The following is a 25325-nucleotide window of genomic DNA, read 5'->3' as shown; positions in this document are numbered from 1 at the left end:
AGAAACGTCAGCGCGGGGAGGCGGCGATGTTGCCGCCGTCGACGGTGACGATGCTGCCGGTGGTCTTTTCGGCCAGTGCAAGATCGAGGAACGCCTCGGCCACGTCGCGTCCGGTCACTTCGCGCTTGAGCAGGTTGTCCTGAAAATATTCGTCGGCGCTCAAACCGCGCGCGGCGGCGCGTTCTTTCACGAACTCCGGTGGGAAAATGCCGGTGCGGATGCGGTCGGCGTTGACCGCGTTGGAGCGGATGCCGTCGGCGCCGTAATCGAGGGCGTACTGCTTGGTGAGCGCCACGACCCCGGCTTTCGGCAGGGCGTAGGGTCCGAAATTTTTGCCTGGGTTGAACGCCGCTTTCGACGCGTTGAACAGCAACACCCCGCCGGTGCGTTGCGTCTTGAACAGGCGCACCGTCTGTGACGCCAGCGACTGGTGTGCGAAGAAGTTGAGCTCGAAACTCTGCCTCAACGTCGCGCTGTCCACCTCGCCGATGGGACCCTGCACCGCGTTGCCGGCGTTGGAGATCAGGATGTCGAGGCCGCCGAAGTGCTGCACCACCTGCTCGAACGATTCGCGCACGGCTTTTTCATCCGTTACGTCCACCACCCGCGCCAGCAGGTTCGCCTTCGTTGTTTTCTTGATTTCCTCGGCGGCTTCGGCCAATTGGTTGGGATTGATGTCGGTCATGAACACGTTCGCGCCCTGCTCGGCGAACAACTCTGCCGTGGCGCGTCCGATTCCCGACGCCGCCCCCGTCACATACACCACCCTGCCGTTCAACAAAGGTGGCTTGGCCTTGCCCAGCTTGGCCTGCTCCAGCGACCAGTATTCCATGTCGAACAGGTCGAAGTCGGAGAGCGGCTGGTAGGTCCCGACGTTGAACGCCTGGTGGATGATGTCGATCGTGTGTTCGTAGATGTCGGCGGCGATGCGTGTCTCTTTTGCGTTCTTGCCGATGGTGACCAGCCCCAGCCCCGCCACCAGGATCACCCGCGGCAGGCGGTCGAGTTCTTTTCTCTCGATACCTTTGGCTTCGCAGTTTTTCTTGAAGTAGGCGTGATAGGCGTCTTTATACGTTTGGATCGCCCCGGTGAGTTCCTTCCACAACGCATCCGTGTCGTCCAGGTTTTTCAGGTTCAGCAACAGCGGTTTCTGTTTGGTGCGGATGACGTGGTCCGGCGTGGCGGTGCCGATCTGCGACCAGGTCAGGCTTTCCTCGCTCGTGGCGAAGTGGTAGGCCGTCTCACTTTGCCGGTGGTGCACCAGCCACGGCACGCCCGATTCCTTTTCATAAATGCCGCGCAGCGCGGGGGCGATGCGGCGGAAGATCTCGTCCGGGCTCCTGGAGCCGATCGAAACCGTCTGCGGCGTGAGTTTTTTGGCCGGGTGTCTGGCGATGTATTCTTCCGCCTTCGTCACGGCGTCGATGTGGTAGTCGTAGCTTTCCTTCGCCGTCTCGGCGAAGGTGAACAGTCCGTGGTTGATGAGCACCAGCCCCTTCACACTCGGGTTTTTCTCGTAGGCCTCCGCCGCGGCCCTGGCCAGATCGAATCCCGGCATGATGTAATCCACCACGCCCAGTTCGTCGCCGTAAATCTCCTTGCAGATTTCGACCGAGTCCGGCTGGTTGGCGATGACGAGGATGGCGTCGGCGTGGGAATGATCGACGAACTTGTGCGGCAAAAAAGCGTGGAGGAGGGTTTCGACCGACGGGTTCGGCGCCGAGGCGTCGAGCAGATTCGTCCTCTGGTCGTTGACCATCGCCTCGTCCGACAAACCGTCCAACTGCCGCAGTTTCTGGATGGGGCCCAGCTTCACCCCCGGCAGACCCGGCGGTTCCAGCGAGTCCAGGTCCCAGCCGCTGCCCTTGACGAACAGCACGTCGATGTCCTCGCCGAAGCGGTCTTTGACGCGCGATTTGACCGAGGTGTTGCCGCCGCCGTGCAGGACCAGTTCCGTGTCCGCGCCGATCAGCCGCGAGGTGTACACGCGGAGGGCGATGTCCTCATTCACGTCGGACCAGCGCTCGATGGCCGCCTGCGCCTCTTTATCGTTCCAGCGATTCTTCATGGCAAGCAAAATAACAAATCCCGCGAACTAAATAAAGTTGCAAAATCAACGGCGGAAAATTTATGAAATACAGAGGATTAACCGGAACGCGCGCAGGGGCAAGAAAAGTCGGATGAATTCGGCGGGGTTCTGTGCTAATCTTGCCGCGAATCCAAGGCGGAGGGCGTTGGTTTTCGCCCTGTTGGACGGTGCCTTCCCGGTTCGCCCGAATCGACTCTCAACCCGGACCCGGCTCGCGGCTCAGGCCACGCTGCGCGGTCCCGAACACCCATACATGCTCGCAAAAATCCACGTCACCCTGAAGCAAGGCGTCCTCGATCCGCAGGGCAAGGCCGTGCACCACGCCCTCAACGATCTCGGCTACAACGAGGTGCGGGATGTGCATCTGGGCCGTTACATGGAAATCGAGCTCGAGGGCGTCGAGGCGGCGGAGGCCGAAGCGCGCGTGCGTGACATGTGCGAAAAACTGCTGGCCAACACCGTCATCGAATCCTACCGCTTCACCCTCGAACCTCAGAACTGACCGTCCGGTGATCGAATCATGAAGTGCGGCGTCGTCACATTTCCCGGCTCCAACTGCGACCGCGACTGCGTCCACATCCTGAAAAACGTCTATGGCGCGGACACAAGGATGGTCTGGCACAAGGACACGTCGCTCGACGGGTTCGACCTGGTGGTCCTGCCCGGCGGGTTTTCCTACGGCGACTACCTGCGCGCCGGATCGATCGCGCGCTTCTCGCCGATCATGAAAGCCGTGGTCGCACACGCCAACAGGGGCGGCTTGCTGTGGGGCATCTGCAACGGCTTCCAGATCCTGGTGGAAGCGGGACTGCTCCCCGGCGCGCTTCTCGACAACAGAACACAGAATTACATATGCCGCTACGTATACCTGAAGGTGGAAAACGTCGACACCCCCTTCACCCGCTCCTGCGAATCCGGTGAAGTGTTGAACATCCCCATCGCCCACGCGCAGGGCAGTTATTTTGCCGATGCCGACACGATGAAACGGCTGGAAGAAACCGGACGCGTCGTTTTCCGTTACTGCGACCCAAAGGGCAACGTCACCGGGGACGCCAATCCCAACGGCTCGCTCGCCAACATCGCGGGCATCGTCAACGACGCGGGCAATGTGCTGGGCATGATGCCGCATCCGGAGCGCTGTGCCGATCCGGTATGGCCACAGATCGACGGTCAGAAGCTGTTCGATTCGCTGTTCCACAAAACCGGGGTGCGGGCATGAGTGCGCCGTCGCTCATCACCGCCGAACAGGCCGCCCAGCACGGGCTCACCCGCGTGGAATACGACCGCATCTGCGACCTGCTCGGACGCAAGCCGAATCTCGTCGAACTCGGCATCTTCTCCGCCATGTGGAGCGAGCATTGCAGTTACAAAAGCTCCAAGCCACACCTGAAAACCCTGCCCACCGAAGGCCCCCGCGTATTGCAGGGACCGGGCGAGAACGCGGGCGTGGTGGACATCGGTGACGGGCTGGCGGCGGTGTTCAAGATCGAAAGCCACAACCACCCGTCGTTCATCGAGCCGTACCAGGGTGCGGCGACGGGCGTCGGCGGCATTTTGCGCGACATCTTCACCATGGGCGCGCGTCCCATCGCGCTTCTCGACTCATTGCGCTTCGGCAACCCGGACAATCCCAAAATGCGCTACCTGTTTCACGGGGTGGTGAAAGGCATCGCCGGTTACGGCAACTGCATCGGCGTGCCCACCGTTGGCGGCGACATCTACTTCGACGACTGCTACGACGGCAACATCCTGGTGAACGTGTTCTGCCTGGGGCTGGTGAAGGCCGACAAGATATTCCTCGGCCGCGCCTCGGGCGTCGGCAACGCCATTGTGTACGTCGGCTCGAAAACCGGGCGCGACGGCATTCACGGCGCGGTGATGTCGTCGGCGGAGTTCGACGACTCGACGGAAGAAAAACGCCCGACCGTGCAGGTGGGCGATCCGTTCATGGAAAAGCTTCTGCTCGAAGCCTGTCTTGAGATCATGCAGAAGGACTGGGTGGTGGGCGTGCAGGACATGGGCGCGGCGGGGCTCACGTCGTCGTCGTTCGAGATGGCCGAGCGTGCCGACAGCGGCGTGGAGCTGGACCTCGACGCGGTGCCGATGCGCGAGGAGGGCATGAACGCCTACGAGATCATGCTGTCCGAATCGCAGGAACGCATGGTGTTCGTCATCAAAAGCGGCCACGAGGAAGAAGCGCTGGAGATTTTCCGCAAGTGGGACCTCGACGCCGCCGTCATCGGGCGTGTCACCGACGACCGCCACATGCGTATCCGCTTCGGCGGCGAGGTGGTGGTGGACCTCCCCATCGAGGTCGTGGTGCACGGCGCCACGGAGACGCACCGCCCCACCCGCAAACCCAAATACATCGACGCCGTCCAGCACCTGGACCTGAACGAGATCGAGGTGGTTGCCCCCGGCGGCGACGCACTCAAAAAACTGCTGGCCAGCCCGACCATTGCGAGCAAGGAAATCGTGTTCGACCAGTACGACCACATGGTGGGTTTGAACACGCTGGTTCTGCCGGGGTCGGACGCCGCCGTTCTGCGTGTGCCGGACTCCGACAAGGCATTGGCCATCTCTGTGGACTGCAACAGCCGTTACTGTTACCTCGACCCCTTTCAAGGAGCGCAGATCGCTGTGGCCGAGGGTTGCCGCAACCTGGCCTGCTCCGGGGCGGAGCCCATTGGCGTCACCAACTGCCTCAACTTCGGCAACCCGGAGAACCCCGAAATCATGTGGCAGTTCCAGCAGGCAGTACAGGGTCTTGGGGATTTCTGCCGGTTTTTCAACATTCCTGTGGTCAGTGGGAATGTCAGTCTCTATAATGAAACTAAAGGCGAAGCGATATTTCCGACACCCACCGTGGCGGTGGTGGGGTTGCTGGAGGACCGGTCCCGGCACATGACCCAGTGGTTCAAACGGCCAGGGCACAAGATCGGCCTGTTGGGCCTGACGCTGGAAGAACTGGGCGGCAGCGAATACCTGAAACGTATTTTCAACCGGTGCCAGGGCAAACCTCCTGTATTGAATCCCAGGGAAGAAATGGACGTCCAGCAGGTGTGCCGCGACTGGATCCAGAACGACCTCATCGCCTCGGCGCACGACTGCTCCGAAGGCGGGCTGGCGGTGGCGCTGGCGGAGTCGTGCTTCTCCGGACCGGAACCGCTGGGTGCGGTGGTGGAAATGGAATCTACGTTGAGACCGGACGCAGTGGCCTTCGCCGAGTCGCAGTCGCGCATTCTGGTTTCCTTTAAAGAGGAAAGTCTGGAGCGCCTGCAATCCGACGCGGAGAAGGCGGGCGTGGCCTTTCAAATGCTGGGCACGGTCGGCGGGTCGGCGTTCCGGTTCAGCATCAATAACGAGCCCTACATCCAGGAAGATGTGGAGACGCTCGCGGATATCTGGAAACATTCTTTGAGCGGTTATGCCAGTCGAGTTTCCCGCTAACGACAAATTTCACGAGGAATGCGGCGTGGTGGCTGTGTACGGTCACCCCGAAGCGGCCAACCTCGTTTACCTCGGCCTCTATGCCCTTCAGCACCGGGGGCAGGAGAGCGCGGGCATTGCCACCAGCGACCGCGGCAAGATGTACGTCGAACTGGGCATGGGCCTGGTGGCGGACATCTTCACCTCCCAGCGCATAAAAAAACTTCCCGGTAACATCGCTATCGGCCACAACCGTTATTCCACCGCGGGCGTGAGCCAGATCGTCAACGCCCAGCCCTGTCTCATCAACTACGCCAAAGGATCGATGGCGCTCGCCCACAACGGCAACCTGGTGAACGCCGACCAGATCCGCGAAGCGCTGGTCGATGAAGGAGCGATCTTCCAGTCCAGCAACGACAGCGAGGTGATCGTCCACCTCATCGCGCACAGCCACCAGGAACTTTTCGTCAACCGTGTGATCGAGGCGCTGGCGGGAGTGCAGGGGGCGTATTCGCTGGCGCTGATGACAGAACACGAAGTTGTCGTGGCCCGCGACCCGCACGGCTTCCGCCCGCTGTGCCTGGGCATGCTCGATGGCGCGTACATCGTGGCATCGGAATCCTGTGTCATGGACCTCATAGAAGCGGAATACCTGCGGGAGGTCCAGCCGGGTGAAGTCATCCTCCTCAACGAAGACGGGTTGCAGTCCTTTTTCCCGTTCCAGCGGAAGGAGACGCGGCGGTGTATTTTCGAACACATCTATTTTGCCCGGCCGGACAGTCTGATTTTCGGCGAGTACACCTATTCGGTGCGCAAGCGCATGGGGAAAGCTCTGGCGAACCAGTCTCCGGTGGATGCGGACATCGTGGTGCCGGTGCCGGACTCGGGGAATCTCTCCGCGCTCGGCTACTCGGAAGAATCCGGCATTCCGTTCGAAATGGCGCTCATTCGCAATCACTACGTCGGGCGCACGTTCATCGAACCGCAGTCTCCCATACGTCACTTCGGCGTGAAGGTGAAACTGAACGCGGTGAAGAAGCTGATATCGGGCAAACGGGTGATCATCATCGACGATTCCATCGTGCGCGGCACCACCAGCCGCAAGATCGTGAAGATGGTACGCGATGCCGGAGCGAAGGAGGTGCACGTACGCATCAGTTCACCGCCGACCCTGTTCCCCTGTTTTTATGGCATCGATACGCCCAACCGGGACGAACTGATCGCTTCCCGCCATACGCTGGAGGAAACGCGTAACTTCATCACGGCGGATTCACTGGAATACCTGCACCTGGAAAACATGCTGAAGGTGATGGACGAGGACAGTGGCAAGTTCTGCTCGGCGTGTTTCGATGGGCAGTACCCGGTGGACATCGACGGCCGCGGCCATCAACCGGTGCAACTGCAACTCTTCGGGAGCGAAACGCCGGACGTGTGACCCCTCCGGGGCAGGCCCCGCAGGCAGGCGCCCGTCAGGGAGAGGGCGTTTCAGTCGGCGGAGCGGTGGCTTCCTTCTTTTTCTTCTCCACGGATGGCTCCATCACCTCTGCGTTTTCAAGCAGAGTCCCCAAATCCTTCAGGTCTTCCTTGTAGCCCGAAAACGCATTGTCGAGAAGGTTCTGCGAGCGCAGGGCGCGCTGGTAGTGTTCCTTGATCTTCAGGTAGTCCGACTTCTTGAGCACGATACTGCCCGTGGGCGCCGCCAGGGTCTGTTCGGTTTCGGTTTTGGCCTCGACCTTGGCGCGGGCCATCACACCTTTTTTCTCACCGCTTTCGTCGATGATCGTATCCGGCAGATCCTGGGTGCTGAGGCCCGGAAAAATTTTCGCCAGGGCCTGCTGGAGAGTGGGTTCCATGGCGACCTGGTCCAGATAGCTCACGATCACGCGTTTCAGTTCCGGAATCTTGCCCCCTTCCGCCTTCAGGTACAGCGGGCGCACGTAGATTAACGATTCATCCACGGGAATGACCAGCAGGTTGCCCTGGATGACGTTGGACCCACGCTGATCCCACAATGAAATCTGGCGGGAGATCACCGCGTCCTGGTTGATGCGCGCCACGACCTGCGACGGCCCGTACACCAGCTTCTGCTTTGGAAACGTGTACGCTGCCATCTTACCGTAGTGCGCGCCGTCACTGCGCGCCACCATCCACGCCGACAGGTTTTCCTTGTTGCGCGGGGTGAAGGGCAGCATCAGGATGTACTCCTCCTTGTCCTTTTTCGGCAGTTTCATGATGGTGTAGTAGGGCTGCATCAGCGTGCCGTCGATCACGGGAATCTGCCACTGGTCTTCCTTGTTGTAGAACACCTGCGGCGTTTCCATGTGATAGGTGCCGTACACGAACGCCTGGATGGCGAACAGGTCCGCCGGGTAGCGGATGTGCTTGCGCAGGTCGTCCGGCATTTTCTCCAGCGGCTCGAACATGGCCGGGAACAGTTTTGCGTAGGTGGCGATGATGGGGTCGTCCGGTTCCGTGATGTAAAAGGTCATGTCGCCGTCGTAGGCGTCGATGACGATCTTGACGGAATTGCGGATGTAATTGGCGACGCCGCGGATGACTTCCGGATCGCGGATCGACTGCGAGTAGGGAAACTTGTCGCTCGTGGTGTAGGCGTCGTAGATCCACTTCAGCCGGCCGGCGTCGGTGATCACCAGGTACGGGTCCCGGTCCAGCTTGAGAAACGGCGCGACCGTTTGCACGCGCTCGGTGATGTTGCGGTACATCAGCACATGGCTTTCGTTGGAGATGTCGTTCGAGAACAGGATCTTGGTGGTTTTGAAACGGGTCGCCAGCATCACTTTGCGCAGGAAGGAGTTGACCGCAATGCCGCCCTTGCCTTCATAGTTTTTGTAAACGTTCTTTTCGCCTTTGGGGTAGTCGAACTCCTCGGTTCCGGTGTTGACGAACACGTAGTCATTCGTCATCTCTCCGTAATAGATTTCCGGCTGTGTGACCTGCAGGTTGATCGAAGACTGCGGCGGAATGTCCTTGATATGAAGAACAGGCAGTCCTTCGGGCGTCATCTGGTTGACGGGGCTTAATGACAGGCCGTAGCCGTGGGTGAAGGTCAGGTGCTCGTTGATCCATGTGCGGTTGGGCAGGCTGGTGGAATCCAGTTCGCGCGGCGACAGCAGGGTCTGCTGGTATTTGCCGTCTAGGATGTAACGGTCGTTATCCACCGATTTAAACTGGTAGTAGGTGCGGATCTCTTGAATCTGGCCCAGCGTGTCCAGCAGGGGGGCCTGGTCCCACAACCGGATGTTCTCGATGGTCAGATCGTTTTTGCGGACGGCTTCGGCGTCCAGCGTGTTGGCGCCGGTGAGCACGTTTTCTTCCACGCCTTTCAAATCGAAACCGCGATTGGTGCCGGCGATGGTGTGCTCGATATACGGCGTTTCTTTTTCCAGTTCGTTGGGTGCGACGACGAACCGCGTCAACAGGCCGGGATACACGTTGCCGACGGCATAGATCACCACCACCGCGCCGGCCCAGATGAAGATGCGGCGCAGGTTTTCCCGGTTGATGTTGAAGATGCTGAGCGCCGTGCCGACGAAAGACAGAACGATGAGCAGGTTGTACGCCGGGAGGCGGCCCCAGTCATCGACATAACTGATGCCCGCCACCACCTGCGAATTGGACTGGATCAGCAATCCGTAGCGACGCAGGTACATGTCGAAGGCCAGGTTCAGGAACGCAAAGGCGGCCAGCAACGACAGAGTCCGGCGCGCTTCCGGCAGGGTGGCGAAGCCTTTCGGCGACAGGAAAATATATTGTTTGAAAAAGTAAATGAGCGAGACGCCGAAACCGATCAACGCCAGCCCCGCCCACAGCCAGCCTTTCACCATCTCCAGAAAGGGCAGCGTAAAAAGATAAAAGGAATAGTCTTTATGGAAAATGGGATCGGCTTCGCCGAATTTGACGTGATTGAGGAATTTCAGGGTCACGTCCCAGCGTTCCGCCGCAATGAGGCCGATGAACACGCTGAACACCAACGGCAGCAGCAGCACCAGCGGTTTCAGGTTGTCGGCCACCATTTCCAGAAACGGCATGTCGCGCCGGGTCTGATCGGCCAGGATCACCGGCAGGTGCGAGGTCTTCTGGTACACGCGCCGGAGAATGCCGAAGGTCACGGCCAGAAACAGGCCGCCGAACAGAAACCCGAAGCCGAACTGCGAGCCGAGGATGGTCCAGATAACGGACAACAGTCCATATTTTTCGAACCAGACGAGGTCGATATAAAAGGAAACCAGCTTTTCGGTGAACAGCAGGAAAAACAGGACCACTGCGACGAGGGCCACGAACCATTTGCGGGACAGTCTCATAAGTTTATTTCGTTATCTGTTCATTTCCATTTGATGGAGCATCCCATCGAAGGAATCTGTTCCTCCAGCATGGGCTGACCATCGAGGATGGCGTTGATGGCGTCTTCCAGGTCGCGTCGTGTGACCTGTTCCGGATGCTCCCAGTTGTCGTCGATGCGGCCGCGGTACAGGAGTTTCCGTTCCGGACCGAAAACGTAAATGTCCGGTGTGCACACGGCGTCGTACGTTTTCGCCACGGCCTGGGTCTCGTCGAACAGGTATGGAAACGGGATGTTCTTTTCCTTCGCGATTTTTTTCATGTTTTCCATGGAGTCGTCCGGGTACTTCACGGCATCGTTCGAATTGATGCCGATGATCTGCACGCTTTTGTCTTCAAATTTGTTCTGCAGGTCGATGAGGCGCGGCAGAACCGCTTTCACGTAAGGACAGTGGTTGCACATGAAAATGATCACCAGCACTTCGGTGTCTTTAAAACTGTCCAGCGAGTACGTTTTGCCGTCGGTGCCGGGCAGGGAAAAGTCCGGAGCCTGGGTTCCCAGCGGAACCATCGTAGAGTGGGCCAATGCCATGATGCTTTCCTTATTATGGATGAAAGTCCGGTATGCATGCGAGCCGGACGCCTGTTGGGGCGTGGCAATCTGGAATGAATCCATGCTAGCACGCGGTCCGGGGGGACTCAACCGGAAATGGGAACGCGAAACAGGCTGTATGCTGTATAAGGAAGGGTCAGCTTTTGCAGGTCATGCCGGAAATCCGGCAGGTGTAGCACGCGGGATGATCCAGGGGAAACGGGCGCATCGTTTCTTCCAGCGTGTCGCCCATTTTCGCAGAGGGTTCTTCAACGAGGATCGGGCATACGTACACGCCCTGGGAAGTGGCCATGCGCGACGACGAACATTGCAGGCTGGTGATGGGATAGTTCTCGAAACATTTTTCGGTGACGCGTTCGTTTTCGTGATAACCGCGTTCCGTTCGCGCCAGTTCGCCCATCAGGAAGCCGGGAAGAAACTTCACCTGCGGGTCGGGAACGTGGTGCTCTTTCATGAAAGCGAGCGCTTTTTCCTCCCAGACGGGGTCTTCCTCGTCGTCCCAGCTTCGGACCATCGTCAGATGAGTCGAAAAACCCGCTTTCGACAGGTTGGCCATGCCCTGAAGCGCGAGGCGGAAACAGTTTTCGCCGCGGATGGCGTCGTTTTCCTTTTCATCGAGGCTGTCGAGGCTGACGCGAAAATGCATTGCGTGCGCGGCCTTGTCCTGAATGGCTGCCAGCCGCTCGACGCGTTTGGGCGTCAACAGCAGGCCGTTGGTGAGGATGGTGCACGGCCCGTATTCGAGGATGGCTTCCAGGATTTCGAAGATCTCCGGGTTCAGAAACACCTCGCCGCCGGTGATGTAGTAATCCTGCACGTTGAGCCGTTTCGATTCCTCCAGCCGCAGTCGCGTCTGTTCCAGCGTCATGAACGGGATGGTGTCGTTTTTGGGGTGACAGCTGATGAAACAGTGCGTGCAGGCGAGGTTGCACAGGGTGCCGCCGATCTGGAGCCACAGGGTTTCGAGCCCCGTCATCGGCACTTCCGGGACTTTTTCGATCACCGGCGCCTGCTCTGGAATGGGGACCTTCGGTGCGAGTTCCATAATGCAATCCTAACAGAAAGGGATTTTGCGGATCAACTCCATTAGGGCCGGGTCGGGGCCGCGTGAGGATGAGTCGAAGCGGGGGAGGAAACCTTACAGGAACTTACAGTCCGGCGGACTCGTACGAATCGCTGATGTTCTTGACGCGCAATTTACGGCGCAGGGCGGCGAAGCCTTCCAGCGCGGTGCGTCCGAGGCGCGATTTGTACACGGGACGCAGGGCCAGCCGCGCGGTCTCCGGCGGTTCCATGAAAAACGGCGCGTCGAGCGGCGTCACCATCCGCCCGGACGGGTATAGCCATTTGAGGTTGAGGCGATCCTTCTGCGCGCTCTTTGCGAGATGTTCGACCAGCGTGTGGATGCGCTCGAACTCGGCTTTATCGCGCACGCCGTCTTCCGGCAGTTTGAGCAGAGGGATCACGCCCATTTTTGTCAACAGGGAGATCTGGTCCTGCACCGCCGACAGGTCGCCGTGACCGAACCCAACCTCGATGAACACCGATCCCGGCGTGAACACGCCCGTCGAGTATTCCAGCGCGCGTTGTTCTTTTCCCTGCGACGCACCCGCCCCGGTGAACGCGAACACCATGATGTCCACCCCGGCGGCGTACATGTGGTCGATGGTCGCCAGGTCGTCCGGAAGGAACCCGCGCAGGGCGACGAAGGTGCGGAAGTTTTTCTTGATGCTTTTCATCACCGGCGTCATGGCGTGCAGACAGCGGTCTTCCTTTTCGCAGAACTCGAGGTTCAACTGCACGAGGTCGGCCACGCCTTCCTCGAACGCCGAGCGGATGAGGGCGATGATGTCGCGTTCCGGCATGTTCAGCTTTTCGGTCTTGGGGTCGGCGCGCAGGAACAGGTTCAGGCAGTAGCCGTCCATCTGGATGTTCGCCGCCACCGGTTTTTTCGCCGGATCGGCCACCTGCAAAAACTGCGGCGGCGGGATGAGGCGCACGCCGGTTTCGTTCGGGCCGTGGCTGAGCACGAAGCGGTCTTTCTCGATATGAAGCGTCGGGCTGTCCGCGCCCTCCGTTTGCACCGCCGCGCGCACGAAGAAATCCTCCGACAGCAGGAATGCCAGCTCGTCGCGGCCGCGGTCTTTGTACATCGAGGCGGCGACGAGTTCGTCCCTGCGCACCGCCTCAGGCAACACGACGCCGCGTCCCATCAGATCGAGTTTCAGTTTTCCAAGCGTGTTCATTATGCTCCCAGCCGGTCGAGCAGTTTCTGATGGATGCCGTCGAAGCCGCCGGACGACATCACCAGCACGACGTCGTTCGACGTGTGGTGTTGCGCGATATGGTCTACGATATCCGCCACCGTTTCAATATGCCAGGCCTCTTTGCCGCGCGCCTGCAGGGCCTCGGCGACCGCGGCGGGGTCCAGCCGTTCATCGTCCTTGATTTTTTCCGGTGCAGGCACGGCCGCGATCACCGTCCTGTCCGCTTTCAGGAAGCTGTCGGGAAAGCGCGACTGAAACACGTTGCGCTTGGACGTGGCTGAGCGCGGCTCGAACACCGCCCACAGCGTGCGCCCTGGCCACGCTTCCTTCACCGCGTCGAGAGTGAGGTCGATCGCCGTCGGGTGGTGCGCGAAATCGTCGATCACCACCACGCCGTTCGTCTCTCCCACCACCTCCTGCCGCCGCTTGATGCCTTTGAAGAAAGGCAGGGCCGAGGCGATCTCTTCCACCGAAATTCCGGAGTTGTGCGCCACCGCCACCACCGCCGCGCAGTTGAGCACGTTGTGCCGGCCGATCATCGGCAGGGAAAACCGCGCGATGTAACGTCCCTGATGGTGCAGGTCGAACTCGCTGGTGCCGTCATTGCAGGCGAACGAAGCGATGTGCCAGTCCGCGTCCCTGGAAAACCCGTAGGTCTCCACCCGGCAACATGCGCCCTCCAGCACGTCCTTGATATTGCCATCGGAACATTCCACCAGAAGGAAGCCCTCCGGGTCAACGGTTTCCACGAAACGGCGGAAGGCGTCCTTGATGTGGTCGAGGTCGCGGTAGATGTCCGCGTGGTCGAACTCGATGCCGGTCAGTATCGCGCCGTGCGGGCGGTAGTGCAGGAACTTCGGTCCCTTGTCGAAGAACGCCGTGTCGTATTCGTCGCCCTCGGTGATGAAAAAGTCGCCCTCCGGCACCTGGTGGTTGCTGTCGAAATTCTTGTGCCAGCCGCCGACCATGAAGCCCGGCTTGCGTCCCGCCGCCTCGAACACCCACGCGAGGAGCGCGGTGGTCGTCGTTTTGCCGTGCGTGCCGGTGACCACGAGCGACGTTCGTCCTTCGAGAAAAAACCGCGCCAAGGCCTGCGGGAAGGAGATGTACGGAATGCCCGCCTGCTGGACGGCGACCACTTCCGCGTTGTCCTTCGACACCGCGTTGCCGATGACGACGAGGTCGATGTCGCCAGTGATGTTGTCCGCCTTGTAGCCGGGGCGGACCTCGATGCCCATCTGTTCCAGGAGCGTGCTCATCGGCGGGTAGATGTTGGTGTCGGAGCCTAAAACGCGGTGGCCGGATTTTTTGAGCAGGCCGGCGAGCGAAGCCATCCCGGTGCCGCAGACGGCGATGAGGTAGATGGATTGAGGGGCGTTGGATTCGGATTTCATGGAAGCAGAAATTCTAGGCCCAACCTATGGGAAAGTCAAGGGATAGAGTGGGGAAAGTAGCTTTAAAACAATGAGTTGAATGTGAAGGGATCATGGGGGGCTTTTCAGGAACCTCTCGAATTTGTATGCACCTTTGTCCTAGGGGCGGAACGATCTGGTATTGGGGATTTGTAACCTTATACTGGAAGAGAGCAAATCTGGGCCATTTCCAGAGTATTGCAAGGTCTAAAGCAGTCGGTTTAGGGGAGATAAAATGTACCGAGAACGAGGATAAAAAATATGAGGCAGGTATTAAAGCCTTTTTTTCAAATTTCCAAACGAGAAAAATGGATATGCTCCATTTTCATATTATTTATCATCATGTTCCATTTTTACGGTTACCAATTCATTTCGTATATTCGTTATTGGTCGTTAAACGCTTCAACCCCATCCTCGTTTGTTTGGAGAGAAAAATACGAAATATGGATTCCTGACGAATATTATTTATCAAAAAATAATCCCAATGAACGCTCTTTAATGATTTGCAATGGAGTTACTGGTTGTGGAGATTCCATTTACGTTTGGGACTCGTTCGCCAAACCGGATCCGGATACCATCAAAATGTTGGCTGATCTTGACCCGAATCAAAGCGTGGTTGAACTTGATTCCTGCAAAGGAAATGGCGCGCCTTGTCTTTGGGAAGAGTACTTAATTAAGGATTTGGGTGGGAAATTGATCAAAGTTGAAGTTCACTTTTTAAATCGCAAATTAAAAGCTGAATACATTGGGACGAAGAAGTATATAGATGTTTTTGAGCGGTTCATTGGTGATATAAAATTCAAGCAATCGAGCAATGCTTATTAAATGGATTATCCTTAATCACCCAAACAACCCTTTCATCTCACTGATGTCGTCGATGAGCCAGTCGGGGTGGTAGGAGGCCATTTCCTCCCGCGTGGCGTGGCCGTAGGTGACGCCGCACACTTTCACGCCTGCTGCCCGTGCGGTGGCGACATCCACCTCGCTGTCACCCACCATCAACACGTCCTCCGGATTCAATCCCGCCACCTCAATCACGTGGCGCAGGCCCATCGGGTCCGGTTTCTTGTTCTCGAACGAGTCGCCGCCGACAACGCTCTGAAACACGTCCCGGCTGTTCAGCTCCACCAGGATCCGCTCGACAAATTTCTCCGGTTTGTTGGACACCACGGCGAGCTGTTTGTCCGCATAGTGTTGAAGGATGTCGCGGCAGTGCGGAAAGTAGTCGGTCTGGTCCATCAGGTGTTGTTCGTAATGCTTCATGAACAGCGAGACGGCGCGTTCGAGATCGCCGTCGCCGGCGCCGTTCAGCGCCTGCGTCATGAGGTGGCGCACGCCGCGGCCGACGTAGCCGAAGGTGACTTCTTTCGGCAACGGTTCGCGTCCCATTTCCTGCAGGGCGAGGTTGACCGAATAGGCGATGTCGAGCTTGGTGTCGACGAGCGTGCCGTCGAAGTCAAACACGTAAAGCGAAAATGGGGTCATGAGGGAAGGTGCGTTCCGCCCCGCCGGAAGGCGGGGGGAGGGGGCGTCATTCTTTCTTGTCTTCTTCGATGTTGGTGCTGTAGCGATAAGCTTTCACTTTTTCGTTCGCATCGAACAGCACGACCAGTTCCTTCGAGCAGTCCTTGCCGAACGTGCTGTAGCGGTCGTATTGATACGTCCACATCATCAGCCCATTCTGCAGGCCGGTGGAATGGGGTTCACCGAACCATTCCTCGATCATGGATTTGGTGGTGACGTTGTTGTGGATGTTTTCGACGTTCGAGTTGTCGAAGTCGCGGCCCACGGTGCCGCAGGCGGTCAGTCCAATAAGCATCACAAGTGCAGCAAAAAGGGAAATGCGTCGTCGATCCATCGGGGCCTCCTCAAATTAGGTTGCCAGGCGGCGGAATGCCTGCAATACTTTGTATACAGTCGCCTCGTATTTGGAGAAAGTCACGAGCAGTGTATCAAATTCCCGCGAAAATGTATAATCCCCGCCGAATGGATCTCGCCGGACGTGCGATCGTTCTTTTGTTTCTGTTCCTTACGGGTTTGGGGTGGGGCTGTGCATCCAAACCCGCCGTTAAAAAAAGCGCTATAGAGGAAAACCATCCCCTGCACGCGTTGATCCCTTCCGTTTCCGCGTTTTCGCAACAAGAGGGCGCACCGGTCACGCTTCCGGAAAAAGGCTACCTGCTGAAACCACTGGCCAAGGACGTGTATTTTTTTTCGAACGGCACCGATTGCACCCTGTTTGCCGTGACGGCGGACGGCGTGGTGCTGGCCGACCCCCTTTTCGGCGCGGCGGAACTCATCAAGAAAGCCATGCGTGAGGTGACGGAACTTCCGGTGACGGTGATCGTGTATTCCACCGACAGCCCGCGGCACATCGGTGACGCCTCGCGCTTCGGCGACAAGGTGACGGTCATCGCGCAGGAGATCATCGCCGCCAGACTGAAGGCGCACAACCCGGCACAGGTCCCCCTGCCGCATATGAGCTTCAGCACCGATTACCGGCTGGCAACCGAGTTTATGACGCTGGAATTGCACCACATCGGCGGCGAAGACAACGGCGACACGCTGGTGCTCGTGCCCGACCTCAAGGTGGGGTTGCTGCCGGACCGGGCCATTCCCAACTGGGTGCCGCACCTGGAGAAAGGCGAAGGCATCGAGCGCCGGGTGCTGGTGCTCGAACGGCTGAACCAGATGGAGTTCACCGCCTACGTGCCGGGGCACGGCGACCGGCCCGGTTCGCCTGACGACCTGAAGCGCACCCTCAAGTTTTATGAAGACGGCTACCGTGCGTTCCGGTTTGCCGCCATGCGCGTGTTCGGCGAGGACGCGTGGCTCGGCACTTCAATCCGGGTCGAGGCCGACCGGCTTCGTGAAAAGGAGGACCTGCTGGCGCGCGAATGTTACCGTCTGCTGGCCATGCACTGGGGAGGCCGGTTGAAAGGATTCCGCGAACTGGCTCCGCAGCACTGCCGGGCCTGGGTGGCCAAATACATTCCGCAACCCCCCCCCGAGGATACGGCCGGCGGACCGAAAATCGGTCCGCAACCCTGATATCCTTTCCGGTCTCACTCCGAATAACTTTTCAGGATTTTGTCGATGTCCGTGTGCGAGTGCGCAGGCATGCGCGCTCCGAAATGGGTCACCACCTGGGCCGCGCAGTAGGAACCGATGATGGCCGACTCCTTCAGGCTGAGGCCCTGGTTGAGTCCGTACAGCGCGCCTGCAGCGTAGAGGTCGCCCGCGCCGGTGGTGTCCACCGCCTTCACCGTAAACGCGTTGACGGCAATGGTGTCATCGCCGTCCTTGCCCACCCAGGAGCCGTCCTTGCCGCGCGTCATGAAGACGGTTCCCGCAAGGTGCTTCAATTTGTCGAACGCTTTTTCGGCATCATCCGAATCGGCCATGGCCTTGGCCTCGACGTCGTTGCAGAACAGGATGTCGGTTTTCCACCGGATGAAATCGAGCAGGTCTTCCTTGAAGGAATTGGCGACGAACGCGTCGCTCAGGGTGAACGCGACGGGGATGCGGTTCTTGCGCGCGATGTCGGCCATCTTGACCGCCGCCGCACGGGTTTCCTCGCCGGTCCACAGGTAACCTTCGATGTAAACGGTTTTGGCGGTCTTGACGATGGTCTCGTCCACGTTGTCCGGATGCAGTTCGCAGGAGATGCCCAGGTTGGTGAGCATGGTGCGTTCGCTGTCGGGCGTGACGAGGATGAGGCAGGTGCCGGTGCCCGTGTCCGCCGCGTCCGGACCCGGAAAGCCCACGCCGCAGGACTGCATGTCCTCCGTGTAGTGTTTGCCGTAGCGGTCGTCGGCCACGCGGCCGAGGTAATACGTGTTGGCGCCGAGCACGCGCATGCCGTGCACGGTGTTGGCGGCCGATCCGCCGGAAGAGATTTTGTGCGCCGCGCCGTCGAATTCCTGCAGCAGTTTGTTCTGGTCCTCCAGCGAGGTCAGGGTCATTCCCCCTTTGGTGAACTTGTGCTGTTGTATGAAATCGTCCTTGACGCGCACTTCAATGTCCACCAGCGCATTGCCGATGCCAACCAAATCGTAGCTCATGTTCCTCCTAACCTTGTTATGGGATGCATTGTATTCCGGGTGAGGGTTTAAAACTACCGCAAGCGGCGGCGGAGGTCAACCGGGCGGCGAAAAACGCGTTGTTCCCGGGCGTTGCCCCGGGTGGAAACCAATGAAAGATTGCAATGCCCGCGGGTCCTTTGTAAAATCTGAAGGCCATGCTGAATAAAATGATTAAAATCAATCAATTGTTGGTAATCCTCGCGGCGCTGGCGTGGACGGTTTCCGTGTCCGCGCAACCTTTGGATGACGATCCCGCGGCCGTTCAGTTGTGGTCGGACATCGAATCGGTATTGGACCGCGACTGCAACGGCACCACGCGCATCGGCATGAAGGTGTATTCACTCGAACGCAAAACGACGCTGCTTGCCAAAAACAGCAACGTGCTGTTCACCCCCGCTTCCAACATGAAGATGATCACTTCCGCCATGGCGCTGAAACGCGTTGGCCCGGATTACCGGTTCTTCACGCGGCTGTACACCAACGGCAGGATCGAAGGCGATACGCTGAAAGGCGATCTGTTCATCAAGGGCTTCGGCGATCCGTGGCTGGTGACGGAACAGATGTGGGTGCTGGTGAACGGGCTGCGCAACCTGCCGATCACGAAAATTGAAGGCAACCTCATCGCCGACAATCACTTTTTTGAGGACCAGGACCGCGTGGCGACGTGGGCGAATTATCGCGGACCGGAGGCGTACCTTGCGCCGATGGGAGCGTTGTCGTTCAACTTCAATACGGTCACCGTGTACGTGGAACCGGCACCTGTGGCGGGTGAACCGCCGGTCGTGGTGGTGGACCCGACGACCGAATACATCCGCATCCACAACACGGCCCGGACAGTAGAGAGCCGCCGTGATCACGAACGGTTGATCGTCAACCGGCTGCCGCGGCGTGGGTACGATGAGATCATTGTCACCGGCACCCTGCCGAAAACCATGGCGCGCAAAAAATATTTCCTGAATGTCACCGACCCCCAATGGTACACCCTGCATGTGTTCCGCAAATACCTCGAGCAGGCCGGGGTGACGGTAGAAGGCGGTCTGGAACGCGGCCGCGTGGTGAATGGGGCGCGGCTTCTCTACGAACACGAGTCGCCGCCTCTGGCCGACATCCTGCGCGGACTCAACAAATACAGCAACAACTTCATCGCCGAGCAGATTCTTCGCACGATGGCGGCGGATGTGTACGGCGCACCGGGGACAACGGAAAACGGTGTGAAACTGTTGCAGGCGTACATGCGAAGCCTGGGATTCGATGACGACCGTTACAATGTGGTGGACGGATCGGGCCTGTCGCGCCAGAACATGGTGTCGCCGGATCAGATCGTGGCGGTGCTGGAGGACGCGTACCGCGACCTTGCCATCTTTCCGGAGTTCATTGCCGCCCTGGGGGTGATGGGCATCGACGGCAGCGTGATCGACCGCATGAACGGCATCCGGGACGCGCAGAAAATCCGGGCGAAGACGGGCACACTGAATCACGTCAGTGCGTTGTCCGGGTATTTTCAGTCGATGGATGGAGAGCGCTTTGCGTTTTCGATTTTATTGAACGATTTGAATTGTTCGAACGGAAAGGCCATGAAGCTGGAGGACGATATTCTGGACCTGGCCCTGCGTTTCAAACGGAGTGGTGGTGCGGACGCAGGGGCACCGTCGAACCAAAAGGTGGAAACCTTCCCAATCAATCCTTGAAAATCTTCTGGTTTTCCTTCCTGTCCTCTTCCAGCAGCTTTTTCCAGTCCCGCTTGGCGCGCGGCGCGTTCTGAAAATCCTCGTAAATGTTTTTGGCGAGTTCCTTCCGGTCCACTCCCTCCGGAGCCACCTGGATGTCCAACTGCGCCAGCGCCATGTCGAAATCGCGATCGAGCAGAGAACCCGGGTCCATGTCGTATTCCTGCAGGGCCTGCTTGACCGATGCCGGTTCCGTGTTGAAGCGCCGTGCGACCTCGTTGATGTTGGACGGCTTGTAACCCTTTTCACGGGTGATGCCCAGGTGGTACGCGCAGAACAGCTCGAACGGTTCGATGCCCGCAACCAGTTTTCCGGACGGAGCGGACGAAGCGGTATCGCCGTTGCTCGGCGCGGTTTTGGCGCGCGGCTCGGTCTGCTGTGCCGGACGGGATTGATTGCGGTCGTTGCGCGGCCGGTTCTGATTGTCCTGTCTCGGGTTCGCCGCGCGATTTTTCTGCGGACCGTTCTGGTTGCGGTTTTTATTACGGCCGTTGCCGTTGTTCTGGGAATCGTTGCGGCGTCCGTTGGATTGCTGGTTGGACCGGTTTGCCTGAGGTATGTGCGAGGTCAGGGTCTTCGAGTCCATCCACATTTCCGTGGCCTGCCGGTTGCGGGCGGGGCCTTGAGAACGCTGACGGTTGCCCTGGTCGTTGTTTTTCCCGGACCGGGGACGGTTTTTGTTCTGCCGGTTGGGTTGGTTCGTGGAATTGGAATTTCGCAAGATCTGAGTTCCTTTACGAAAGGTTTTTAATCGGCACGACGGGTCTCTGTTGTATAGGGATTGTCGAACCGGGACTGTTTGACCGTCCGCGTTTTTGGCCGGGGGCGAAGCTTCAACCCATCAGCGCTTCAAGCTGATCCACCAGGTCGGCGAACTTGCCGAGCGCGGTTTCGACGGGTTTTGACGAACCCATGTCCACCCCGGCGTTGCGGAGGAGGTCGATCGGGTAAGCGGAGCCGCCCGACTTCAAAAAGCCCAGGTAGTCCGCCAGTTCGGCGTCGCCGCCGTGGGTCACCCGTTCGGCCAGTGCGTACGCGGCGGAAATGCCGGTCGCGTACTTGTACACGTAAAAGCCGAAATAAAAATGCGGGATGCGGAAGCATTCCAGGTCGAGGTACGGGTCCAGTGTGACCCCCTCGCCGAAGTAAACCGTCAGCAGTTCGTGGTACAGCTCCTTGAAGGTGTCCACGGTGAGCGGTTTTCCGGCTTCCGCCGCCGCGTAAATGCGGTGTTCGAACTCGGCAAACATGGTCTGCCGGTACAGGGTGCCGCGAAAATTGTCGATTTCCCGGCAGAGCAGGTAGATCTTCATCTCCCGGCTCAATTCGCGGCCGAGGTAATAGCGGGTCAACAACGCTTCATTGAAGGTGGATGCCACCTCCGCCACAAAGATCGTGTAGTCCGCGTACAGAAACGGCTGGTTTTTCTTCGACAGGTACGTGTGCATCGAGTGACCGGCCTCGTGCGCCAGCGTATAGACGCTGTTGATGTGGTCGCTGTGGTAATTCATCAGGATGAACGGGTTCGAGTCGTAACATCCGGATGAATACGCGCCACTGCGCTTGCCCTTGTTTTCGTAACGGTCCACCCAGCGCTCGTCGAGCAGGCCGCGCTTGAGGATGTTGACGTATTCTTCCCCCAGGGGCGCGAGAGCCTGGGCGATGTCCTCCACCGCCTCTTCGTAGGGCATCTCCCACTTGAAGTCGCGCACCAGCGGCACGCTTCCGTCGTACACGTGCAGTTCATCGAGTTCCAGAACGCGCTTGCGCAGGTCGAAATACTTGTACAGCGGTTTCAGGTTGTTGTGGACGCTGTCGATCAGGTTGTCGTAAACCTCTACCGGAATGTTTTCCGAAAACAGCGCCTTCTCGCGAACCGATGGAAACTTCCGCGCCTGCGCGAAAAAGATGTCCTTCTTGATGCTTCCTGCCAGTAAAGCCGCATACGTGTGCTGGTGTCCCTCGTAGGCCTTGTAAAACGTCTCAAACGTGTTTTTGCGCAGGTTGCGGTCGTAATTCTGCAGAAGGCTTTGCAGATTGCCGTGCGTGATCGTGATCCGGCGCCCCTCGGCGTCTTCCACCGACCCCAGTTGCAGGTCGGCGTTGTCCAGCATGGTGAACGCTTTTTGCGGCGACTGTGCCACCTCCGACGCCGAGGCCAACAGCTCTTCTTCGGATTTCGGCAACGTGTGCGGACGGTACCGCAGTTCCTTTTCGAGATGAAAACGGAAGAACTCCAGTTCCGGGTCTTCCAGGAACTGCTTCATGGTCTCTTCCGGAATCGCCATCAACTCCGGACTGATGAAACTGCGTGCCTGCTGGTATTGCGTGAGCAGCCGCGACACCCGTTCGTGATTCGCCTGGTTGCCGGGATGCGTCTTGTCCTCGTCGCTTCGAAGGTGCGCATAGGTGTAAACCGCATCCAGCGTCTGCGAGAACTGCATGTCGAATTTGAGGCACTGCTTCAGCCGTGCGGGGGACTCCCCAAGCGTGCCCTGATAGGTCGCGTAGGTTTCCAGTTGAGATTCCAACGAGAGGAAATCCGCTTCCCACGTTTCATTCGAGGAGTAGAGGCCCTGCAGGTCCCACTTTGCGTTCTCGGGAACCTGGTCACGGGTCAACAGTTCACTGGTGGCATCCATGCGTGAGTCCGGCCACGAAACAAAATCAAGACGTCAATACGATACAGGGGATTGAATCAGGACGTCGCTTCAACAATCGTTTTTAAATGAACCTGCAATTTGGCCTGCTTTTCGGACAACTCTTCAAGCCTTTGCTGATCCTTTGCGATGACTTCGGGAGGCGCCTTGTCAACGAAGTTTGGGTTGGATAGTTTCTGCTTCAAGAATACCATGTCTTTGTCGATTTTTTTCAACTCTTTTTCGACCCGCTTTTTTTCCTCGTCGAAATCCATCAACCCTTTCAGGGGAACATACAGTTCCAGACCCGTTAAAACGGCAGACGCGGCCGCTTTCGGTTTTTCGATATTGGGACCGAGAATCATTTCCGAAACCCGGGCCAAATCCCTGATATAACCTTTATTACTTTCGAGCAAGCTCTCCTGGTCTTTATCGAATGTCCTGATGTGGACATCCAGCATCTGACCGGGATTGAAATTCATTTCGCCGCGGATGTTGCGCACCCGGGTGATGACGTCCATCACCACCTGCAATGCCTTTTCCGCATTTTCGTCGTTCAGCGTGGAATCGGGCGACGGGTAACGCGCGACCATGATGCTCACACCCTCGCGGGGCAGTTTCTGCCAGATCTCTTCGGTGATGAACGGCATGATGGGGTGCAGGAGTTTCAGCGACGACTCCAGCACGTAAAGCATGACGTTCTGCGTGGTGGTGCGTTCCGGCCCGGAGCCATTGAGGCGCGATTTCGACAGCTCGATGTACCAGTCGCAGTATTCGTTCCACAGGAATTTGTAGATCGCGTTGGCCGCGTCGTTGAAGCGGAACGCCTCCAGCGCCGCGTTGACCTCGGTGCAGGTTTTGTTCAGGCGGCTCAGGATCCAGCGGTCGGCGAGACTGCGGTCGGTGTGCTCCTGAAGGTCGCAGGTGCCGGTGTAATCCTCCAGGTTCATGAACACAAAGCGCGATGCGTTCCACAGCTTGTTGCAGAAATTGCGGTAGCCGTCGATACGGTCCTCGGCGAGCTTGATGTCGCGTCCCTGCGCGGCGAACGCCGTCAGGGTGAAGCGAAGCGCATCGGTGCCGTACTTGTCCATCATGACCAAAGGATCGATGACGTTGCCCTTGGTCTTGCTCATCTTCTGTCCCTCGGCATCACGAATGAGGGCGTGGATGTACACGTACTCGAACGGGATGTCCTTCCGGAATCGGAGGCCCATCATGATCATGCGTGCCACCCAGAAGAACAGGATGTCGAAGCCGGTGCAGAGCACCGTGGTCGGGTAGAATTTCTTCAGCGTTTCGGTCTGCTCCGGCCAGCCCAGGGTCGAAAACGGCCACAGGGCGGAACTGAACCAGGTGTCGAGAACGTCGGTTTCCTGCGTGAGCTGCTTGCCACCGCAGTGTTTGCAGGCGTCCGGGGTTTCCCGCGCGACGGTGAACTCGCCGCAGTCGCCGCAGGTCCACGCGGGGATCTGGTGACCCCACCAGATCTGGCGGCTGATGCACCAGTCGCGGATGTTTTCCATCCACTCGAAGTACGTGTTTTCCCAGAATTTGGGGACGATTTTGATCTGTTCGCTGCGCACTGCCTCGATGGCCGGTTTGGCCAGCGGCTCGGTCTTCACGAACCACTGTTTGGAGAGGTACGGCTCGACCACCGTCTTGCAACGGTAACAGTGGCCGACGGAATGGGTGTGGTCTTCGATCTTCTCCAGCAGGTCGCGGTCCTTGAGGGCCTCGACGACGTTCTTCCTTGCCTCGAAGCGGTCCTGGCCTTCAAACGGTCCTGCTTCGCTGTTCATGGTGCCGTCGGGATGCAGGACGTTGATTGATTGCAGATTGTGCCGGCGACCGAGTTCGAAGTCGTTCGGGTCGTGTGCCGGAGTGACTTTCAACGCCCCGGTGCCGAATTCGGTATCGACGTAGCTGTCCTCGATGATCGGCAGTTCGCGATTGAGGATGGGGAGCAGAAGAACCTTGCCGCCCCGCCCGGTGTGGCGTTCGTCTTCCGGGTTGATGGCCACCGCGGTGTCGCCCAGCATGGTCTCCGGACGCGTGGTGGCGACGGTGACATGATCCCCTCCATTCTGGAACGGATAGCGGATGTGGTACAGGTGCCCCTGTTTTTCCTGGTACTCGACTTCGAGATCGGACAGCGCGGTCTGGCAACGCGGGCACCAGTTGATGATGTAGTCGCCCTTGTAGATGAGCCCGTCTTCATAGAGCGTGACGAACACTTCGCGCACCGCCCTGGACAGGCCCTCGTCCATGGTGAAGCGGTCGCGTTCCCAGTCCAGCGAACAGCCCAGCCGCACCAGCTGCTTGTTGATGTTGCCGCCGGATTCGCCCTTCCATTTCCACACGCGTTCGATGAAGGCTTTCCTGCCGATGTCGTGGCGCGTCGTGCCTTCGGCGGCGAGCTGGCGTTCGACCACGTTCTGCGTGGCGATGCCGGCATGGTCGGTGCCCGGCTGCCACAGGGTGTTTTTCCCCTGCATGCGTTTCCAGCGGGCGAGGATGTCCTGCAGGGTGTTGTTGAAGGCGTGGCCGATGTGCAGGGAGCCGGTGATGTTGGGCGGCGGGATGACCATGCAGAAGGTCTCGCTGTCCCGGGTTTCATCGGCATGCGCCAGGCGGTGTTCCGCCCAGTGGCGGAGCCACTTGTCCTCCACTTCCTGCGGCTGGTATTTCTTGTCGAGTTGAATCATAAACTGAAAAAAGGGTGTTTCGTGTGTCCCAGGGTCATGACGGGGAATGAAAGTGTG

The 25325-nt window shown here is 58.7% G+C and carries 19 protein-coding genes; 7 read left to right on the top strand and 12 right to left on the bottom strand.

The features are described 5' to 3' along the window. Positions 1–7: 7 nt before the first annotated feature. Entirely contained in the window at positions 8–2068 is a 2061-nt protein-coding gene (locus tag ACTRXA_RS03970) for a bifunctional aldolase/short-chain dehydrogenase (RefSeq protein WP_442426337.1), read from the bottom strand. A gap of 274 nt (positions 2069–2342) precedes the next feature. Here ACTRXA_RS03970 and purS point away from each other — a divergent pair, with 274 nt between their 5' ends. Genes purS through purF form a run of 4 tightly spaced genes read left to right on the top strand, consistent with a single transcriptional unit; the run spans position 2343 to position 6953 of the window. Then, a complete protein-coding gene (gene purS, locus ACTRXA_RS03965) occupies positions 2343–2591 on the top strand; it encodes a phosphoribosylformylglycinamidine synthase subunit PurS (protein WP_442425914.1) in 249 nt (82 codons plus the stop codon). Between the two features lie 18 nt (positions 2592–2609). After that, a complete protein-coding gene (gene purQ, locus ACTRXA_RS03960; RefSeq protein WP_442425913.1) occupies positions 2610–3308 on the top strand; it encodes a phosphoribosylformylglycinamidine synthase subunit PurQ in 699 nt (232 codons plus the stop codon). Continuing rightward, a complete protein-coding gene (gene purL, locus ACTRXA_RS03955; RefSeq protein ID WP_442425912.1) occupies positions 3305–5539 on the top strand; it encodes a phosphoribosylformylglycinamidine synthase subunit PurL in 2235 nt (744 codons plus the stop codon). Before purQ ends, purL begins: the two co-directional genes overlap by 4 nt. Beyond that, positions 5517–6953, top strand: a complete 1437-nt coding sequence (gene purF / locus ACTRXA_RS03950) for an amidophosphoribosyltransferase (protein WP_442425911.1) — start codon at positions 5517–5519, stop codon at positions 6951–6953. Before purL ends, purF begins: the two co-directional genes overlap by 23 nt. Positions 6954–6987: 34 nt before the next feature. On the opposite strand, the gene ACTRXA_RS03945 is transcribed toward purF, so the two are convergent. The 5 genes from ACTRXA_RS03945 to mpl form a co-directional block, all read right to left on the bottom strand. Beyond that, a complete protein-coding gene (locus ACTRXA_RS03945; protein WP_442425910.1) occupies positions 6988–9840 on the bottom strand; it encodes a UPF0182 family membrane protein in 2853 nt (950 codons plus the stop codon). Positions 9841–9860: 20 nt separating this feature from the next. After that, positions 9861–10409, bottom strand: a complete 549-nt coding sequence (locus tag ACTRXA_RS03940; RefSeq protein WP_442426336.1) for a thioredoxin family protein — start codon at positions 10407–10409, stop codon at positions 9861–9863. A gap of 157 nt (positions 10410–10566) precedes the next feature. Then, positions 10567–11475, bottom strand: coding sequence for a radical SAM protein (locus ACTRXA_RS03935; RefSeq protein WP_442425909.1), 909 nt, complete (start codon positions 11473–11475; stop codon positions 10567–10569). Positions 11476–11578: 103 nt separating this feature from the next. Beyond that, positions 11579–12676 (bottom strand): hypothetical protein, encoded by a 1098-nt coding sequence (locus ACTRXA_RS03930; protein ID WP_442425908.1) that lies wholly within the window; start codon positions 12674–12676, stop codon positions 11579–11581. Next, on the bottom strand, positions 12676–14091 hold the full coding sequence (gene mpl, locus ACTRXA_RS03925) for a UDP-N-acetylmuramate:L-alanyl-gamma-D-glutamyl-meso-diaminopimelate ligase (RefSeq protein ID WP_442425907.1): 1416 nt from the start codon (positions 14089–14091) through the stop codon (positions 12676–12678). Before mpl ends, ACTRXA_RS03930 begins: the two co-directional genes overlap by 1 nt. Before the next feature lie 279 nt (positions 14092–14370). On the opposite strand from mpl, the gene ACTRXA_RS03920 reads away from it, so the two are divergent. After that, a complete protein-coding gene (locus ACTRXA_RS03920; RefSeq protein ID WP_442425906.1) occupies positions 14371–14934 on the top strand; it encodes a hypothetical protein in 564 nt (187 codons plus the stop codon). Positions 14935–14949: 15 nt separating this feature from the next. On the opposite strand, the gene ACTRXA_RS03915 is transcribed toward ACTRXA_RS03920, so the two are convergent. Together ACTRXA_RS03915 and ACTRXA_RS03910 are read right to left on the bottom strand one after the other, a co-directional pair. After that, a complete protein-coding gene (locus ACTRXA_RS03915) occupies positions 14950–15594 on the bottom strand; it encodes an HAD-IA family hydrolase (RefSeq protein WP_442425905.1) in 645 nt (214 codons plus the stop codon). Positions 15595–15640: 46 nt separating this feature from the next. Further along, complete coding sequence (locus ACTRXA_RS03910; protein ID WP_442425904.1) at positions 15641–15967, bottom strand: hypothetical protein; 327 nt, start codon at positions 15965–15967, stop codon at positions 15641–15643. Positions 15968–16095: 128 nt separating this feature from the next. Here ACTRXA_RS03910 and ACTRXA_RS03905 point away from each other — a divergent pair, with 128 nt between their 5' ends. Next, positions 16096–17160: a hypothetical protein gene (locus ACTRXA_RS03905; protein ID WP_442425903.1), complete on the top strand. Its 1065-nt coding sequence runs from the start codon at positions 16096–16098 to the stop codon at positions 17158–17160. 14 nt (positions 17161–17174) lie between these two features. Here the strand turns inward: ACTRXA_RS03905 and ACTRXA_RS03900 are convergent, their stop codons facing one another. Continuing rightward, the gene (locus ACTRXA_RS03900; protein ID WP_442425902.1) at positions 17175–18173 is read right to left on the bottom strand and encodes an adenosine kinase; all 999 of its coding nucleotides are present in this window, start codon (positions 18171–18173) and stop codon (positions 17175–17177) included. A 176-nt stretch (positions 18174–18349) separates the two neighbouring features. On the opposite strand from ACTRXA_RS03900, the gene dacB reads away from it, so the two are divergent. After that, positions 18350–19882 carry a D-alanyl-D-alanine carboxypeptidase/D-alanyl-D-alanine endopeptidase gene (dacB, locus tag ACTRXA_RS03895; protein ID WP_442425901.1) on the top strand — a complete coding sequence of 511 codons (1533 nt, stop codon included), beginning with the start codon at positions 18350–18352 and terminating at the stop codon, positions 19880–19882. On the opposite strand, the gene ACTRXA_RS03890 is transcribed toward dacB, so the two are convergent. The 3 genes from ACTRXA_RS03890 to ACTRXA_RS03880 form a co-directional block, all read right to left on the bottom strand. Continuing rightward, positions 19872–20642 (bottom strand): hypothetical protein, encoded by a 771-nt coding sequence (locus ACTRXA_RS03890; protein ID WP_442425900.1) that lies wholly within the window; start codon positions 20640–20642, stop codon positions 19872–19874. The genes dacB and ACTRXA_RS03890 overlap by 11 nt on opposite strands. A 112-nt stretch (positions 20643–20754) precedes the next feature. Next, on the bottom strand, positions 20755–22563 hold the full coding sequence (gene pepF / locus ACTRXA_RS03885; protein WP_442425899.1) for an oligoendopeptidase F: 1809 nt from the start codon (positions 22561–22563) through the stop codon (positions 20755–20757). A gap of 56 nt (positions 22564–22619) precedes the next feature. Continuing rightward, a complete protein-coding gene (locus tag ACTRXA_RS03880) occupies positions 22620–25268 on the bottom strand; it encodes a valine--tRNA ligase (RefSeq protein ID WP_442425898.1) in 2649 nt (882 codons plus the stop codon). Positions 25269–25325 lie beyond the last annotated feature (57 nt).

The sequence above is a fragment of the Nitrospina sp. P1_D6 genome (assembly GCF_052156615.1).
GTDB lineage: Bacteria > Nitrospinota > Nitrospinia > Nitrospinales > Nitrospinaceae > Nitrospina.
This window is presented reverse-complemented; position numbering and strand designations above follow the sequence as displayed.

What these genes read in the sequence shown, in the direction of transcription:
- ACTRXA_RS03970 (WP_442426337.1), bottom strand. Translation starts at nt 2,068, where the DNA reads ATGAAGAATCGCTGGAACGATAAAGAGGCGCAGGCGGCCATCGAGCGC.
- purS (WP_442425914.1), top strand. Translation starts at nt 2,343, where the DNA reads ATGCTCGCAAAAATCCACGTCACCCTGAAGCAAGGCGTCCTCGATCCG.
- purQ (WP_442425913.1), top strand. Translation starts at nt 2,610, where the DNA reads ATGAAGTGCGGCGTCGTCACATTTCCCGGCTCCAACTGCGACCGCGAC.
- purL (WP_442425912.1), top strand. Translation starts at nt 3,305, where the DNA reads ATGAGTGCGCCGTCGCTCATCACCGCCGAACAGGCCGCCCAGCACGGG.
- purF (WP_442425911.1), top strand. Translation starts at nt 5,517, where the DNA reads ATGCCAGTCGAGTTTCCCGCTAACGACAAATTTCACGAGGAATGCGGC.
- ACTRXA_RS03945 (WP_442425910.1), bottom strand. Translation starts at nt 9,840, where the DNA reads ATGAGACTGTCCCGCAAATGGTTCGTGGCCCTCGTCGCAGTGGTCCTG.
- ACTRXA_RS03940 (WP_442426336.1), bottom strand. Translation starts at nt 10,409, where the DNA reads ATGGCATTGGCCCACTCTACGATGGTTCCGCTGGGAACCCAGGCTCCG.
- ACTRXA_RS03935 (WP_442425909.1), bottom strand. Translation starts at nt 11,475, where the DNA reads ATGGAACTCGCACCGAAGGTCCCCATTCCAGAGCAGGCGCCGGTGATC.
- ACTRXA_RS03930 (WP_442425908.1), bottom strand. Translation starts at nt 12,676, where the DNA reads ATGAACACGCTTGGAAAACTGAAACTCGATCTGATGGGACGCGGCGTC.
- mpl (WP_442425907.1), bottom strand. Translation starts at nt 14,091, where the DNA reads ATGAAATCCGAATCCAACGCCCCTCAATCCATCTACCTCATCGCCGTC.
- ACTRXA_RS03920 (WP_442425906.1), top strand. Translation starts at nt 14,371, where the DNA reads ATGAGGCAGGTATTAAAGCCTTTTTTTCAAATTTCCAAACGAGAAAAA.
- ACTRXA_RS03915 (WP_442425905.1), bottom strand. Translation starts at nt 15,594, where the DNA reads ATGACCCCATTTTCGCTTTACGTGTTTGACTTCGACGGCACGCTCGTC.
- ACTRXA_RS03910 (WP_442425904.1), bottom strand. Translation starts at nt 15,967, where the DNA reads ATGGATCGACGACGCATTTCCCTTTTTGCTGCACTTGTGATGCTTATT.
- ACTRXA_RS03905 (WP_442425903.1), top strand. Translation starts at nt 16,096, where the DNA reads ATGGATCTCGCCGGACGTGCGATCGTTCTTTTGTTTCTGTTCCTTACG.
- ACTRXA_RS03900 (WP_442425902.1), bottom strand. Translation starts at nt 18,173, where the DNA reads ATGAGCTACGATTTGGTTGGCATCGGCAATGCGCTGGTGGACATTGAA.
- dacB (WP_442425901.1), top strand. Translation starts at nt 18,350, where the DNA reads ATGCTGAATAAAATGATTAAAATCAATCAATTGTTGGTAATCCTCGCG.
- pepF (WP_442425899.1), bottom strand. Translation starts at nt 22,563, where the DNA reads ATGGATGCCACCAGTGAACTGTTGACCCGTGACCAGGTTCCCGAGAAC.
- ACTRXA_RS03880 (WP_442425898.1), bottom strand. Translation starts at nt 25,268, where the DNA reads ATGATTCAACTCGACAAGAAATACCAGCCGCAGGAAGTGGAGGACAAG.